The sequence below is a fragment of the Paenibacillus terrae genome, from assembly GCF_000943545.1.
Classification (GTDB): Bacteria; Bacillota; Bacilli; order Paenibacillales; family Paenibacillaceae; genus Paenibacillus; species Paenibacillus terrae_A.
In genome coordinates, this window is the sequence record NZ_JTHP01000093.1 from 1 (window position 1) to 15,416 (window position 15,416).

The 15,416-nt window shown below is 45.4% G+C and carries 14 protein-coding genes and 1 pseudogene; 11 read left to right on the top strand and 4 right to left on the bottom strand.

Annotated features, from left to right (window positions below; translation table 11 throughout):
• Positions 1-344 precede the first annotated feature (344 nt).
• The 5 genes and pseudogenes from gdhA (at position 345) to QD47_RS26655 (ending at position 3,778) form a co-directional block, all read left to right on the top strand.
• Positions 345-1,721, top strand: a complete 1,377-nt coding sequence (gene gdhA / locus QD47_RS26640) for an NADP-specific glutamate dehydrogenase (RefSeq protein ID WP_044648956.1) — start codon at positions 345-347, stop codon at positions 1,719-1,721.
• Between the two features lie 302 nt (positions 1,722-2,023).
• On the top strand, positions 2,024-2,455 hold the full coding sequence (locus tag QD47_RS26645) for a MarR family winged helix-turn-helix transcriptional regulator (RefSeq protein WP_327204693.1): 432 nt from the start codon (positions 2,024-2,026) through the stop codon (positions 2,453-2,455).
• Between the two features lie 44 nt (positions 2,456-2,499).
• Positions 2,500-2,682: a 4-oxalocrotonate tautomerase DmpI gene (dmpI, locus tag QD47_RS26650; RefSeq protein WP_044648957.1), complete on the top strand. Its 183-nt coding sequence runs from the start codon at positions 2,500-2,502 to the stop codon at positions 2,680-2,682.
• Between the two features lie 18 nt (positions 2,683-2,700).
• Positions 2,701-2,865: pseudogene (locus tag QD47_RS31235) on the top strand (transposase); the annotation flags it as partial.
• 259 nt (positions 2,866-3,124) lie between these two features.
• Positions 3,125-3,778 carry a nitroreductase family protein gene (locus tag QD47_RS26655; RefSeq protein WP_044648958.1) on the top strand — a complete coding sequence of 218 codons (654 nt, stop codon included), beginning with the start codon at positions 3,125-3,127 and terminating at the stop codon, positions 3,776-3,778.
• Positions 3,779-4,032: 254 nt separating this feature from the next.
• On the opposite strand, the gene QD47_RS26660 is transcribed toward QD47_RS26655, so the two are convergent.
• The 3 genes from QD47_RS26660 to QD47_RS26670 form a co-directional block, all read right to left on the bottom strand.
• Positions 4,033-5,175 (bottom strand): VanZ family protein, encoded by a 1,143-nt coding sequence (locus QD47_RS26660; protein WP_044648959.1) that lies wholly within the window; start codon positions 5,173-5,175, stop codon positions 4,033-4,035.
• Positions 5,176-5,182: 7 nt separating this feature from the next.
• Positions 5,183-6,526, bottom strand: a complete 1,344-nt coding sequence (locus QD47_RS26665) for an amino acid permease (RefSeq protein WP_044648968.1) — start codon at positions 6,524-6,526, stop codon at positions 5,183-5,185.
• A 305-nt stretch (positions 6,527-6,831) separates the two neighbouring features.
• Entirely contained in the window at positions 6,832-8,103 is a 1,272-nt protein-coding gene (locus QD47_RS26670) for a VWA domain-containing protein (RefSeq protein ID WP_044648960.1), read from the bottom strand.
• 181 nt (positions 8,104-8,284) lie between these two features.
• Between QD47_RS26670 and QD47_RS31240 the strand changes: the two genes are divergently transcribed.
• Complete coding sequence (locus tag QD47_RS31240) at positions 8,285-10,282, top strand: AraC family transcriptional regulator (protein ID WP_082067314.1); 1,998 nt, start codon at positions 8,285-8,287, stop codon at positions 10,280-10,282.
• A gap of 167 nt (positions 10,283-10,449) precedes the next feature.
• Here QD47_RS31240 and QD47_RS26680 read toward each other — a convergent pair whose 3' ends face one another.
• Positions 10,450-11,502, bottom strand: coding sequence for a 2,3-butanediol dehydrogenase (locus QD47_RS26680; RefSeq protein WP_044648961.1), 1,053 nt, complete (start codon positions 11,500-11,502; stop codon positions 10,450-10,452).
• Between the two features lie 339 nt (positions 11,503-11,841).
• Here QD47_RS26680 and QD47_RS26685 point away from each other — a divergent pair, with 339 nt between their 5' ends.
• From QD47_RS26685 to QD47_RS26705, 5 genes are all read left to right on the top strand, one after another.
• On the top strand, positions 11,842-12,876 hold the full coding sequence (locus QD47_RS26685; protein WP_044648962.1) for a LacI family DNA-binding transcriptional regulator: 1,035 nt from the start codon (positions 11,842-11,844) through the stop codon (positions 12,874-12,876).
• A 43-nt stretch (positions 12,877-12,919) separates the two neighbouring features.
• Positions 12,920-13,129: a hypothetical protein gene (locus QD47_RS26690; protein ID WP_044648963.1), complete on the top strand. Its 210-nt coding sequence runs from the start codon at positions 12,920-12,922 to the stop codon at positions 13,127-13,129.
• Between the two features lie 67 nt (positions 13,130-13,196).
• Complete coding sequence (locus QD47_RS26695; RefSeq protein WP_044648964.1) at positions 13,197-13,475, top strand: ArsR/SmtB family transcription factor; 279 nt, start codon at positions 13,197-13,199, stop codon at positions 13,473-13,475.
• Between the two features lie 68 nt (positions 13,476-13,543).
• Positions 13,544-14,716, top strand: a complete 1,173-nt coding sequence (locus QD47_RS26700) for an MFS transporter (protein WP_044648965.1) — start codon at positions 13,544-13,546, stop codon at positions 14,714-14,716.
• 80 nt (positions 14,717-14,796) lie between these two features.
• On the top strand, positions 14,797-15,177 hold the full coding sequence (locus tag QD47_RS26705) for a hypothetical protein (protein WP_044648966.1): 381 nt from the start codon (positions 14,797-14,799) through the stop codon (positions 15,175-15,177).
• Positions 15,178-15,416: the final 239 nt, after the last annotated feature.

Here is a 15,416-nt window from a genome sequence, read left to right on the forward strand (position 1 = left end):
GTTATCTCCATATTTACCGGGCTAGCTTTAAATTGAGGTTTAGCTTCAATTTGTTCACATTATTATCCCATATAGAGTAAGGTGTAAACCTCTTGTAAATCGTGAAAAAAGCCCGTAAATCAAGGGGTTATGCTGTATGAATATGACAAGGAATGATAGATTCATAGAGATATTTGATGAAGGGGCCAAAATTTTTTTATGAGCAAATTAGATGTATTTTTATAAAAAATCATGTATAGTTAACTAAATTTTATGAATACATAAAACCCTACTCTCAAGAATACGGAATAAATCCGTTCTGTTCTCTGGTAGAGGAGTCAAATATAAAGGAGTGTTTTAGAAAAGTGACCATTATCCGTTCAGAGCAGAGTCAGCAGGCAGCAGCCGAATATGTGCAGTCCGTTTTTGAGAAGGTTATCGCGCGCAATCCTCATGAGAATGAATTTCATCAAGCCGTCAAGGAAATATTGGATTCTCTGGTTCCGGTACTGGCCAAGCATCCCAAGTATATGCAGCAGGGGCTTTTGGAACGGCTTGTGGAGCCGGAACGGGTCATTACCTTCCGTGTGCCTTGGGTAGACGACGCAGGGAACGTACAGGTCAATCGTGGCTTCCGGGTGCAATTTAATAGTGCCATCGGTCCTTATAAAGGCGGAATCCGTTTTCATCCGTCGGTGTATCTGGGAATTGTCAAATTTTTGGGCTTTGAGCAAATTTTCAAAAATGCGCTGACAGGTCTTCCAATTGGCGGCGGCAAAGGCGGCTCCGATTTTGATCCCAAAGGGAAATCTGATAACGAAGTCATGCGCTTTACACAAAGCTTCATGACCGAGCTGTATAAATATATTGGACCGGATACCGATGTTCCGGCAGGGGATATTGGTGTAGGCGGGCGTGAGATTGGTTATATGTTCGGGCAGTACAAACGAATTCGCGGGGGACATGAAGGTGGCGTCCTCACCGGTAAAGGAATTCATTACGGGGGCAGTCTTACACGTACGGAAGCGACTGGATACGGTTGCGTGTATTTTGTAAATGAAATGCTGTACGCTCAAGGCTCGTCCTTTGAGGGTAAACGTGTGGTTGTGTCGGGTTCGGGTAACGTATCCATTTATGCGATTGAAAAAGCACAGCAGCTTGGCGCTACAGTCGTTGCCTGTAGTGACTCGAATGGCTACATCTATGATCCGGACGGCATTGATCTGAATTTGGTGAAGCAGCTTAAAGAAGTAAATCGTCTGCGCATTAGCGAGTATACCAAAGAGCGTCCAGGCGCAATATATACAGAGGGCTGTTCCGGTATCTGGTCAATTCCATGCGATATCGCACTGCCATGTGCCACACAGAACGAAATTGACGAACAAGCAGCACAATTGCTAGTAAGCAATGGCGTAAAGGCTGTGGGTGAAGGTGCGAATATGCCATCCACGCTGCAGGCTATTGAAGTATTTTTGGACAATGGGGTTCTGTTTGGACCAGCCAAAGCGGCCAATGCAGGCGGAGTTGCGGTTTCTGCGCTCGAAATGTCACAGAATAGCATGCGCCTGTCATGGACCTTTGAGGAAGTGGACACCAAGCTGCATGATATTATGAAGAATATCTATGCGAACAGTGTGAAGGCGGCTGAGGAATACGGCGTGCCTGGGAATCTGGTTGTAGGGGCGAACATCGCCGGATTTGTCCGTGTGGCTGACGCTATGCTGTCTCACGGGATCATTTAACCGGGGATAATACAACAGGCTGGAGAGGGCAAGAAAACCTGTACAGCGTTGTCTGTATGGCTCTCCTGATCTGCTATCGTATGAGTGTTGTATGAGCTATCACATAAGTAAGTTATATAAGAAGAAGCTGAGTAGTCCCTTGCGGGGTTGCTCAGCTTTTATTTGATAAGAGTCACTTTATTTTTCACAGGGACTTGATTTATTTTCAAGGAGGATGTATATTACTTGATAGCTCAATGATTGATGGATCAAAGGTTGAATCGTCATGCCTAGTGACCTGGCTTAAGGGAGGAGAGATTGCTATCACCCAAACATCACCCGAGGCTGACTATATTTTTGAAGCGCTGTTGCTGTTGAACAAGCAGATTAGCTCCAAGTTTGAGCGTTGTGCAGGAATCAGCGCATCCAGATTACAGCTGTTGTGCAAGTTGTATCAGGTGGATGAGATCAGCCAGACCTTGCTGCAAAAAGAGGTTGGCATCGACGGTGCAGCCGTAACCCGCCATTTGAAGCAGCTTGAAGCGATAGCGATGGTCACACGACGAACCAAGCCGGAGGACAACAGAGTTACGCTGGTTAGCCTGACCGATTATGGGCGTGAACGTATTGTTACTTTTAAACAGGAACGCTCACAGTTTGTGACCCGGTTGCTCCAAAGTTTCGACGAGACCCAGCGGCACCAGCTAGCCGATATGCTGCAAGTTATGAATGGTCATATGTCCGATATGGACTGACCCCAATTACATTATATCCATAGGGGAAACAAGGAGGAATTTACATGCCAGTAATTACTATTGAAGCAGGCAAATTAAATAAAGAACAAAAAAGATCGTTGGTCACTGAACTTACCACATCAGCTTCAACCATAATGAATGTACCCGAGTCGGCTTTTATTGTTTTGATTAAGGAAAGCGAAAGTGAAAACATTGGTTTCGGAGGAAAATTATTATCTGATCGCTAATGTCAGAAGAAGACTATACGGCTGGCCGGACTGAATCTCAAAGAGAACAGCTCGGGGAAGAAAAAAGGAAAATCCAGTATAACCAAACGAGGACGCGCAAGGCTAAGAGCGCTACTGTTTCGGGCCGTGATGCCCATGGTGGCGAAGAATGCGGAGTTTAAGGCACTGCACCAATACTTTACCATTTTCATAAGGGCAAAGACCCCGCGTGACATGGGAGGGTAAGCCGTCAAGAGTCAGGAGTGGATATCCCAGGTTCGATCATAGAAGTCGATCCATAGTTTGGGAAAAATGTCCCAACCTCTATTCCTGCCACCGACTCTTCCAGAAAATAATGACATCCTTACATGACTTCTCCAGTGCTCGATATGTCAATGGCTGAAAACCGAAGAACGAGTGAGAAAACATGAGAAAATATTAATTTATAGTGGGAGAGATCTGAATGAGTAATACGAACACATCCAATATTGTCAAAACAAATGATTTTAAAGAAATTGCATTGGGCCGCCGTTCTGTAAAAGTATACGATCCGTCCGTGAAAATTAGCCGCGAAGAAATGACAGAGATTTTAACTGAAGCGACACGCGCTCCATCGTCCATTAACCTGCAACCTTGGCGCTTTCTTGTGATTGACAGCCCGGAAGGTAAAGCAACCTTGGCACCGCTCGCCAGCTTTAATCAACGTCAAGTCGAGACATCTTCGGCAGTTATTGCCGTGTTCGGGGATTTGAACAACTTTGATAATTTCGAGCAAATTTTCGGAGAAGCTGTAGAATTGGGCTATATGCCAAAAGATATTAAAGAAATGCAGCAGGAGAAAGTGGCAGCCCATTTTGCAGCGCTTGATCCTGTTATAAACAAAGAAACCGTTCTGATCGACGGTGGTCTGGTATCCATGCAGCTGATGCTGGTAGCACGCGCTCACGGTTATGACACCAATCCCATCGGTGGTTATGACAAGAGCAGAATCGCTGAAGCCTTTGGTCTTGAAAAAGATCGTTATGTACCGGTCATGCTCATTTCCATGGGTAAAGGAATCAATGAAGGCCATCCATCCACTCGTCTGCTGATTGACCAAATCGCACAGTGGAAATAATAGAAACGAATTAATATCTGAATCAATTTCATAAATGATAGGCCAACGAAATGTATACTACGTATAGACAAACTAAACCATTTTGATCTATATGTACTCTTTATTAAAGCTACTGAGGGTATTATGAAATGGATTCACCTGTATACGATATAAAAAAACAGGCGGACCAAGGAACAATCCTTTGCTTCGCCTGTTTTTGTGCTGCTTGGGTGCAATAAAATTTATTTTGGCCCTATGATCATTGAGTTCTTGTATTAACTTTCCGACACATTAGTAGGGTCAGTGGTGTCAGACTGAGGGGGGCGAAGTCGCTTGGGCCATGTAATTCGGTGGGTAGTATGGCTAAGCTCCTCATAAAATAACGGCCCCTTTCTGAACAGGCGTATAACCAGATGAAAAAAGAACCATCCGTTGATGGCCAACAGCATCAGGCTGATCAGAACACTCACCCATGGAGGGACTTGAGGCCAAAGTACGGGTCCACCAAGTACGTAGTTAATACCAAAATACAACCAGTACAAGAGGCTGTAGCGCTTCATTAGCTCCCACAGGGCAATACGTTTTCCTGCCCCCGCAAGATGTATCCGCACCAGCCATTTACCTGAGGTTCGTCCATTCGTCAGGTAAGGAATCAGCATGAAGTATACTCCACTGGATACCCAGAAGGCGGCGGGCACACGGAGGAATCCCATAACACCGAGCAGACCTGTCCAGATAATGGAATCCACGAAAAAGGCTACGCCCCGTCTGGTATAGGACACCCGCTTGGTTGTGATGTCCAAATGCTTGTCCAGATGCTCCAGACGCGGGAGAAAACGCGAAAACCACTCGCCCAAAAGAAAGCCCAGCATGCCGCCCAATGTATTTGCCATCAGATCGTCCACATCGAACACACGATACGCATGGTCAAAAAATCCGTACAGTCCTGTTAGCTGCGTCACCTCAAAGAAGAGGGAAAGGCCAAAGGACAGGATCAGACACCATCCCCACCGCGCACGGAAATAATAACGTAAGAACATACCGAAAGGCGCAGTCATAAGAACGTTAAAAACGACCTGGAGAAAAGCGCGTTCCTTCAGCAAATGCAGATAGCTGGAGGGTTGGGAGGGAGAGACGGATGTCTCCCTTATAATGTCGTGAATAAACTGCAAGGGCATGAGCTGCAATGCGCCTCCGGTTAACGCCGTATTATGACGCGATGCCGGAAGTGGCAAAATTACCAAAAAGAAAGCATTCATCAAGTATAAAAGCAACAGATAAAGTATCAATGCCCTCGTTTTATGGATATAACCATGTCTGCGGTACTGTACGATTAGAAAAGGCAGCGTAAACAGCAACGCGGCAAAAGGAAAGGCAAGAAAGGCGTAAGAAACAGGAAATAAATACGCTTGAATCATGAGCTGCTTACGCCTGCTTTCCCCGGAACTTCACCAAAGACCAGATAATCAGGAACGCCATGAAAGCCACGCATACGCTGATACTGATCCGATTTTGCGGATCAAGCAAGAACAGGAACGCAATCACCCACAGGCATCCGACAGTTATCGCTGTGATATAAGGAAATCCCCATATTTTGAAGCTTGGCTCTATCGGGTAAGATTTGCGCAGTTTCAACTGGGACAGGCAAATACAGCTCCAGACGAGCAAAACGACAAAGCCCGGAACTGCCATCAGAATACGGAACAGTCCGTCTTGAGCAATATAAGCGACCATCGAACCGACAATCAGGATCACGGCACACCATTTGAGACTATTCACCGGAACCCCATTCGAGGATACCCGGGCGAGTGATTTAGGACCTTCTCCGTTGACTGCCAGCGAATGCAGCATACGTGTAGCCCCGTAAATCCCCGAATTGGCGGCAGACAGTACGGCGGTAATCAAAATGAAGTTCATGACATGGGCCGAGCCTTGAAGTCCTGCCGAAGACAGCACCTGTACGAACGGGCTGGTATTCGCATCCAGCTGATTCCAGGGAATCAAGCCGCAAATGATGAGAATCGGCAGCGTATAGAACAACACAACGCGAAAAATAAAGCTTTTAACCACCTTCGGAAGTACCTTTTCCGGATTCTCTGTTTCTGTTAACGTCAGGCCAATCAGCTCAGAGCCTCCGTAGGAAAAGGTAACCACCAGCAGCGCTGAGAAAATAGCCAGCCAGCCATTGGGGAGAAATCCGCCATGCTGTATGTAATTGCTCAGATAAGGCGGAGTTTCAGTTGGGATAATGCCGAACAGGATACAGCCGCCCAATGCAATAAAGATGATAATCATGGTAATTTTAATACCCGCAAGCCAAAATTCCAGTTCCCCGAAACCGCCGACACTCAGCATGTTGACCACAATAATGAAGGCTGCACTCGCTAAACTGAGTACCCATAGGGGAACGTCCGGTAACCAGTATTGCAGGAAGCTTCCCGCTGCGATAACCTCAATGATACAGACGGCCAGCCACATGAAGCAATACAACCAGCCGATAATAAAGGACAGACGTTCTCCAAAAGCTTTACGAATAAAATCCTTCATATTCATGTTGGGGTAGACGGTAGCCATCTCGGCAATCGCGCCCATGACGACCAGGAGTAGAAGTCCCGCGAAGACATAGGATAAAATAACTCCAGGTCCCGCCAAGCTGATCGTTTCGGTACTTCCTTTAAAAATACCGGTCCCGATAACTCCACCCATAGCCATAAAGGTAATATGCCTAGGGAGCAGCTTTTTGTGCAAAGTTGCTTCATTTGATTTCAATCCGAAATCCTCCTTCATCAAGTCGATCTTCAGCAAGCCCAAACAAGGTTGCTTCAATTAGGTTTATACTACATGATAATATCCAATTAGGAAATGAAAGAAATAGGATTTGGCAAGGAATTAACCATATATCATTCTACTGTGACTAAAATGGGGGGGATACTGAAGAGAAGTGTGTAGAAGAGCAGTTTAGAGGCAGAATGGTGGCGCTGACGATTGCTCTATCTGCGGTCATTCTGCCTTTTATTGCTACTCTCAGCGGATATTTAAGTGATCATGCAAGGGTATCGCATTGTGGTGAAGGATTAGCTCCGCAATATTCCTTTGGCCCGCACTTGCTTAAGCCAACCAGGAAATTCGTTTAGCAGACGGTCGTACAATTCTGCGTCTGTCACGGAGTCGATATCATCCAAGGCAAAAAAATCTGCATTATCCACTGCGCGACCGCGCAGATCATCCAACTTTTGAAGGACTCCATAATCGGCATTGCCGAGTCCGACGAATTGCCAGAAAATCGGAGTTTTCGAGTACTTGATCAGCAACTTTGATATTTTTTTCGTTTCATACACGCCGCCATCACTGAAAAAGATAATGTAGGTTGGGATTGTTTCATTAGGTACTTCTTTTGTATATTTTAAAATGATATCCGTCATCACTTCAGGCTCATTGTTACCTATTCCTATTTTCCCATATCCAGGTTCTGGGAAAGTTCGTTTTACGTAATTCTCGTAATCCCGTTCCGTGACGCTTGGAGCGCGTTGGGCTTTGTCTGCAAAAAACCATACGTCCATTTCACCGTCATCATCCATGCAGGCGGCTACAGCCAACACACGTTCGAAGGCTTTTTGCACGGTTCCCAGTGAGTACAGCTTCCACATGGAACCAGAAGCGTCTAATACAACCGCTACTCGTGCTTTTTCACGGTCTATCTGTTTCTTTTTCAGTGAAATTTGCACACTCTGCTTAAGTAAATTGATTTTTCCGCTACCGGGAAAGGAAGCATTCGCCTCCGCTTTGGCATTCACAGTATTCGTCGGTGCTGCTGACGGCTCCTCTTCTTCCACGGTGACGCCATGAGCCTCGGCAAGCGGTTTCAGGCCTCCGTTGAAGCCACGCCCAACTGCGCGGAGCTTGAAGCCTGACGTATGGCGGTATATTTCAGCGAATACGAGTGACGTTTCTTTGGTGGCCTCGGTAATGCTATAGGCGATATGTACCTGCCTTCCCTGAACGGTCAATGTGCAGCCAATCACATCAGCAAAAGTGCCTGGACCATCCAGAGTGGCGGCAAATACACATTTATCAACCCCAGTTCCTTGCAAAGCCCTTAAGGATACAGTGAATTCAGCGGTTTTGTTATTGGGGCGCTCTAAACGTATATGGCTGTGCGGATCTGCTGGTTGATTGTAAAAAATGAAATAGTCATCCGAAGCGACTTTACCATCTTGGCCTACCATAAAACAGCTAACATCCAGCTCGGCTGGCGCATGCTCCCATGTAATGGTGATCCGTACTGTATCCTCCTTACCTAAAGGAGCATTAGCTCCTGTACTTAATACCATTTTTGAACCACTCATGCTGTCTACCTCCTATGTATTTCAAAATCATTATATTTATACAAATTGTACCATGGAAATCGTTTATTCGCCTTATTTCGAGCAGGAATTTTTGTCTCATGGTAGACATAGTAGAAGATGATATATAATGAGGTTGGTTTTGAAAAATAGGATGGTATTTATGAAGCGGAGGCTTTGACAAGTGAAGCAGGAATGGAAAAAGCGGACAGGTTCCCAAACCGGGACGGGCAAGAAGTATGAGGCTGATGAGCTGAACAAGCTGCTTTCCGCATGGCTCCATTCATCGATCCGTGTTATGGATGTCCGGCATATTCGGCTGGAGCGGGAAGAGCGGCTTCAACCGTATCGTCTTCCGGCGCAGGCTTTCGTATTTGTGTTACAGGGAAGTGTACGCTTGCCTACGGATGATCAGGATGATACAAGACATTCATGGTACGTGCTGCATGGCAGCAAAGGCCTGGAACTGAATATGACTGCCTCGGAACGAGGGATCGAATATATTCTTGTACTATATAAAGTGGCTTCTCTATCGGGACATACGGTGTATAACCTTCCCCCTGTAGCTCATGGCTTTGTGCCACCGTATCCGGTTATGCTGTACCAAAAGCTGCAACTACTGGAGCAGGCATGGCATGATAAGGATACGTTGTCCAAGGTGCAGGCTCAGGGCAGGTTCTATGATTTTGCATATGAATGTATGCGGCAATTGCAGGAACAGAAGACTCATACCCCTGCACGGGATATGGTGACACAGGCGATTCGATTTATGCAGGTCCATTATGCGGAGTCCATAACGCTGGAACGATTGGCTAGATTGTTGGAATGCAGTCCAAGGCACTTGACCCGGTTATTTAAAAAACAAACGGATTGCAGTCCGATTATGTTTCTGATCCGGCTGCGAATGGACAAGGCGAAGGAGCTACTGCGGAAGACAGATGGCACTTTACAGGATATCGCTGCCAGTGTGGGGTACCCAGATGTCTATTTCTTTAGCCGGGCATTCAAAAAATATACTGGCGTATCCCCGGTTCATTACCGGGACAGCTTATATTCATCTGCTTTTGTGAGAGATATACGTCTAGATAATCCATTAAGCCTGTCCGAATGTTCCATTGATTCGATAAGTGGCGCCCTGCATACTGGTATTGAGGATAATAATCATTATCAAAATTACGATGAAGGGATTTTACGAATGAATAGAAACGCAAGGCATTCCATGGCATTTATTTTATTGCTTAGTTTTACCCTGCTGGTCAGTGCGTGCTCAGGTACATCCAATCCTGCAGCCACCGACAGCACTGCACAAGGGACCAACAATACATCGGCAGAACAGGCATCACAGGAACGGGTGCTGAAGGATGTACTTGGGCATGAGGTGAAGGTTCCGGCTCATCCTCAGCGTGTGATTGCTTCTTACCTGGAGGATCATTTGGTTGCACTGGGTGTTAAGCCTGTAGCTCAATGGTCGGTAGGTAAAAATTCGGTTCAAGGCTACTTGCAAAAAGAGTTGAAGGACGTTCCTACCATCGCCTCTGACCTTCCATTTGAAGCGGTCCTGAACTTCAAGCCGGATTTAATCATTATGGATAGTGCGAGTATGGTGGAGGGTGACAAATATAACCAATACTCTAAAATCGCTCCAACCTACGTCGTAGGCAGTAATCTGAACAACGATTGGCGGCAAGAGTTGCTGACGGTGGGTGAGGTGCTGAACAAGAGCAGTGAAGCGAAGCAGGCATTGAGCAACTACGACAAAAAAGCGGCAGAAGCTAAAGCCAAGCTGAGCCAGACGGTTGGGCAAAAAACAGCAGTCGCATTGTGGGTAACGGACAAAAACGTATATGTAGTGAACCAGAATTTATCCAGCGGTGATGTATTATATAAGGATTTGGGATTCAAGGTTCCACAAGTCGTACAGGAGATTTCCAAAACAGCCAAGGCGAATTGGAGCAACTTATCCCTGGAGAAACTGGCGAAGCTGGATGCGGATTATATTTTTATCGTGAACAGCAAAGGCTTAAGTAAGGACGAAATCATTAAAGATCCGGTTTGGGAAGGGATTCCGGCCGTAAAAGCAGGACATGTATACGATTTTGGTCAAGATTCCAGCTGGTTGTACACGGGGACCATCGCAAATGGACAAATGATTGATGATGTCCTGAAAAATGTAACTCAATAATATGGAATGCAATAAAACAGCGCTACTCCACTTAACGGCAGATGCCGCAGAAGGGGAGTAGCGCTGTTTGGTTTGTCTTTTTAACTTCGCATGTATTCTTGCCTTGCTGCCCGGCTTTATAATAAAAGATGCCTGCATATGGCAGACATCTGATTTTTCATTCTAAATTAGGCTTTTGGAGATACCAGGATTTTAACCTGATTTTTTTCTTTCAGTAGACCTTCAAAACCTTGCTCAATCACTTCTTCGAGCTTAATACGTTTGGTAACGAGCTTGTCAGCAGGGAAATATCCTTTTTCCATCAAGCTGATTACAGCCGGGAATACATCACGGTAGCCGATAATGCCGGTCAGATTGCGTTCCTTCATGACAATATTGTTCGGTTTGATCGGAGCTTCTTTTTCAAAAATGCTAACGATCATGATTTGTCCGCTGATTTTAGTGGATTCAATAGCTTGAGTCAGCACAGGAGGTACTCCAGTGACTTCATAGGCTACATCTACGCCACCGTTAGTCCGTTTGTGCAGCTCTTGCACAACATCATATGTCTTAGGATCAATCACGATAGCACCCAGCTCTTCAGCTTTAGCTTTACGTTCCTCGGAAAGCTCTACTGCATAAATCTCAGAAGCGCCCGAAGCTTTCAAAGCTTCAATAACCAGCAATCCGATAGGACCAGCGCCAAATACTACGGCTTTGTCGCCGACTTTCAGCTGGCTTTGACGAACGGCATACAAAGCAACGGCCGAAGGCTCCACCAAAGCGCCTTGCTCGAAAGATACGCTTTCCGGAATTTTGTGTACCATATGCTCATCAGCTGCGACATATTCAGAAAATCCACCGCCGCCGCCTGCCAGACCGAGGAAGCCCATTTTATCGCAAAGATTATAGCTGCCTTGTTTACAAGCAGCACATTCTCCACACGCAAAAATCGGTTCTACGACAACACGGTCGCCAACCTGAATCTTGGTTACCCCTTCACCGATTTCGACTACTTGTCCAGAGAATTCATGTCCCATTACGATAGGCGCTTTTTCTCCAGTCAAAGGATGAGTAGCATCTTGGGGAATGAAAATAGGTCCTGCTACATATTCATGAAGATCACTTCCGCAAATGCCGCACCATTCTACTTTGATTTTTACTTTTCCTGCCACAGCAGCGGGCTGTTCAATGTTTTCCAAACGTAAATCTTTTACTCCATGCCATCTCAATGCTTGCATGTCTGTCATCTCCTTGACGAATATATGATCTTTAATGGCTATAAAAGCGAATGAATTAGGAAACGTTTCCGAAAAATAATATGTCACAATTTTTACACATTGTCAAACCAAATTCATACAAAAAGCACTTGATTTTTGTGTGAATATAATCACTTGTTACTACAGTGCTATATTTGGCTTATCGCTTTGAATAAAGAGATTTTATAATTTTTTTAGTGAAGCAGCGATGAGGAGAAAACTACTTCAATTTTTAGATACTCATTCTATGGTATAATATCAATATAGAGACTTTGTTTTTGAAAGTCAGAAAACGATTCCGACCGTGAAAGGATTTTGGGCGTGCCAGATCAAAAAAAAGTAACCATAGAGGATGTAGCCAAGCGAGCAGGGGTCGGTATTGCGACTGTCTCCAGGGCTATTAACGATAGTGAGGGCATCAGCCCGAGAACGAAAGCATTGATTTTGCAAGTGATTGAAGAAATGGGTTTTACGCCCAACACCTCAGCTCAGAGCCTGAAGGTGCGTCAGACATTCCAAATTGCGCTGGCTGTGCCGGATATTCGTAATGCGATTATTCCCGAGATCGCTTGGTCTGTGGAGCAGGCCGCGAAGCAGCATGGTTACCGTGTCGTGCAAATTAATACCGCCGGGAACGCGAGAATGGAGCTTGAAACGGTACGGGAGGTCAAGAAGCTGCATGTGGACGGGCTAATTATTATGCCGCTGGCGTATCCCAAAATGCTGGTCGATCTGATCAACAAAGCCAGCGTTCCGGTGTCCATCATTAACTATGGCAAAAAGCTGGGCGAAGACGTTAAAGCCGATATCGTCAGTTTGGCCCGACAAGAGGGGCGGCTTGTGATGGAGCATTTGCTTAAAATCGGGAGAACGAGAATTGCTTACGCAGGTGCTGCGAAGGATAAAATCGAGGAAAGGTACTTCGCTTATGAACAGTCTCTCCAGCATGTGGACCCTTCACTTGTTTATTTTGGCGATGATTTCTCTTTTGAAACAGGGCTGCGTGCAGCCGATTATTTTTACAGCTTGAAACACATGCCGGATGCCATTTATGCGGTTAACGATATGGTAGCGATAGGAATTGTGAATCGATTTAAGGCTTTGGGTGTAAAGGTGCCGGAAGAAGTTGCTGTGGTCGGCATTGATAACAATTTATGGGCTACGGTAACGACACCGCAGATCAGCTCTGTTTCCATTATGGGAGAAGAGGTGGCCCGATTGGCTGCGGAGCTGCTGCTCAAGCGGATTCAGGAACAGACACCGGGCGATTACGAGCGTGTGCAATTCGAGCCTCGTCTGATCGTCAGGGAATCGAGTGTGTCTGTGATTCGCAAGCCTACGGTTGGACGTGACTGAGCAGAGGGAATTTTATTTTTTTCTGAAAACGGGAGGTTTGGCCATGTCACGAAGTATTGTGTCCGTTTCTGTAGCTTGTACTGCACTGCTGCTGGCCGCAACCGCAATTGTGCTAGCATGGGCCTTCCATGTGACTTATCCTCCATCCCTTGTGAATGGGGGATTATTTTATGGTGTAATCAGAAAGATCGTATTTACAGCAGCAGAGTGTGAAAAAAGTAGGGTTTTAAAAATAAGTGGTTTACTTTTATAAACGTTTATGATAATTTTATTTCGACAAACATCGAAATTAAGACTGGAAGCAGAAGGGGCTGAACAGGGTGAAAGATGTTACAGATATGCAGCAAGCTGTAAAAATATATAAAGCGCTTGGAGAACCGACTCGTCTCAAAATAGCATTTTTGCTGAAAGAGGAAAGTGACCAGTGCTGCTCTGTTCTGAGTGAGAAGCTGAACAGTGTTGCAATTTCAACGTTATCGCATCACCTGAAGCAAATGGCAGAATCCGGACTGCTGACGTTCCGTAAAGAGGGAACCTTTATTTACTACAGCCTGGATGTTGAAGTAGCGAAGAAATATGCCCCATACCTGATGACATAATTTTTTTAGTCTTAATTTCGATATTTGTAAAAATATAAAAATATAATAGGAAAGAGGCGTTTTATAAAATGCAGAGCGCGTGGAAAGTATACATTTTGGCAATTATCAGTTTTTTGGTAGGCACATCTGAATATATTATCTCGGGAATTCTGGATCAAATTGCAACTACGATGGGAATTACAGTGGCTGCCGCAGGTCAGTTAATTACAGTGTTCTCCCTTGCCTACGCAATTGGCACGCCGATCCTGATGGCAGTCACCGCTAAAATGGACAGACGTAAACTGATCCTGTATGCACTTGGATTATTTGCAGTTGCCAATCTGCTCTCCTTTGTTCTACCGGGTTTTGGCATGTTTATTGCCGCACGTATTCTCATGGCACTCGGGGCGGGGATGGTCGTGGTTACGGCACTGAGTATTGCAGCAAAAATGGCTCCAGCCGGGAAGCAGGCCAGCTCTATTGCTACGGTCACCATGGGCTTTACAGCCTCGCTAATTATCGGTATTCCGCTTGGTAGAATGATATCTTCGGCATATGGATGGAAAACCGTATTTCTCGGCATCGCTTTGGCAGGGATTATCGCCCTGATTGTTATCGCTATGACGATTCCCCGTATAAAAGGAGATAAACCCGTTCCCTTACTGCAACAGTTTGCTCTTCTAAAAAAGCCCGAAGTCGCTTTGGGATTAGGCATTACCTTCTTTTGGGTGGGGGGTTATTCCCTCGCGTATACCTATATCTCACCATACTTGCTGGATGTATCAGGTGTAGGAGAGGATATGCTGAGCATCGTATTACTCGCCTTCGGGATTGCCAGTCTGATCGGGTCGAAAATCGGTGGATACAGTGCAGATAAAAAGGGCATTCCCTTTACGTTATTCGGAGGCATGGTGCTGCATATGATTTCGTTACTCTTACTTCCTTTTGCAGCTTACTCCCTGATCGCCGTATTCGCTTTACTGATCCTATGGTCGTTCGCAGCCTGGACATCGGGGCCAACTCAACAATATAATCTGGTCACTCTTGTACCAGAGTCTTCTGGCGTGATGCTGAGTCTTAATCAGTCTACAATGCAGCTTGCAATGGCAGCTGGAGCCGGAATTGGTGGCGTGGTTGTAGGTCAGGTTTCACTGGCTTCCATCACCTGGTTTGGAGCAGCAGGGGTCGCTATCGCCATTGTGGCTACGTATTTACTTTCACGGAGATCCTCAGTTCAAACGCAAGTGAGTGTTACGGAATAAGGTTTATAGGTAAGTAGATATAGTTGTACCTCTGAAATACAGATATAATAATGGAATTAGTGTTTCACAAGGAGAAATTAATGAAGAAAAAGATAAGGCAGATTGTCGTCGAAGGGCAAACTTATGAATATTTACTGAATCATCATTTTGTGAATGGTCAAAGCATTAATGTATTAAAAGTTTTTTGGGAAGGGAAAAAGATTGCACCACTCTTGGTTACCTTTTTGACATGGAATGATCCCATTGGAGGTAGTCCATTGGCTACAGGTGTCGAACTGTATCATCATAGGAGTGGAGTCTCGGAAATATATAATCTCAATTATCCGAAAATCGTTCGGGCATGGATTCTACATGGTTTAGAAAGCGGATGGACAGGAAAAGAAACATGGGAGATTGAAGACGCATTATCAACAATGATCGATATGGGTTATGAAGCACAATGGTTAAGACCCAAAGCATAAGAGAAGAACCCGACAATCGTGTCGGGTTCTTCTAGCGCCACAAAAAGTCCGCCTTTTGAAGGTCCATTCATATCCTCCTCAGATGCTGTTTGCGGTTGCCTCTCTATGTAATTATGTGAGTGTTACCCCAAATGTTGAAGGCTGCAAACAGTTAGTGAGAAAGCCTGTTGAATCTATCAGGATTTGAACTTCTGCTCTATACGCTTCTTATTCTTTTGACGCCAAATCAGTCGTCGTGT

Excerpts from the sequence above, each read along its gene's own strand:
- QD47_RS26660 (WP_044648959.1), bottom strand. The coding sequence starts at position 5,175 with ATGATTCAAGCGTATTTATTTCCTGTTTCTTACGCCTTTCTTGCCTTT.
- QD47_RS26690 (WP_044648963.1), top strand. The coding sequence starts at position 12,920 with ATGTCACGAAGTATTGTGTCCGTTTCTGTAGCTTGTACTGCACTGCTG.
- QD47_RS26705 (WP_044648966.1), top strand. The coding sequence starts at position 14,797 with ATGAAGAAAAAGATAAGGCAGATTGTCGTCGAAGGGCAAACTTATGAA.
- QD47_RS26670 (WP_044648960.1), bottom strand. The coding sequence starts at position 8,103 with ATGAGTGGTTCAAAAATGGTATTAAGTACAGGAGCTAATGCTCCTTTA.
- QD47_RS26655 (WP_044648958.1), top strand. The coding sequence starts at position 3,125 with ATGAGTAATACGAACACATCCAATATTGTCAAAACAAATGATTTTAAA.
- dmpI (WP_044648957.1), top strand. The coding sequence starts at position 2,500 with ATGCCAGTAATTACTATTGAAGCAGGCAAATTAAATAAAGAACAAAAA.
- QD47_RS26700 (WP_044648965.1), top strand. The coding sequence starts at position 13,544 with ATGCAGAGCGCGTGGAAAGTATACATTTTGGCAATTATCAGTTTTTTG.
- QD47_RS26680 (WP_044648961.1), bottom strand. The coding sequence starts at position 11,502 with ATGCAAGCATTGAGATGGCATGGAGTAAAAGATTTACGTTTGGAAAAC.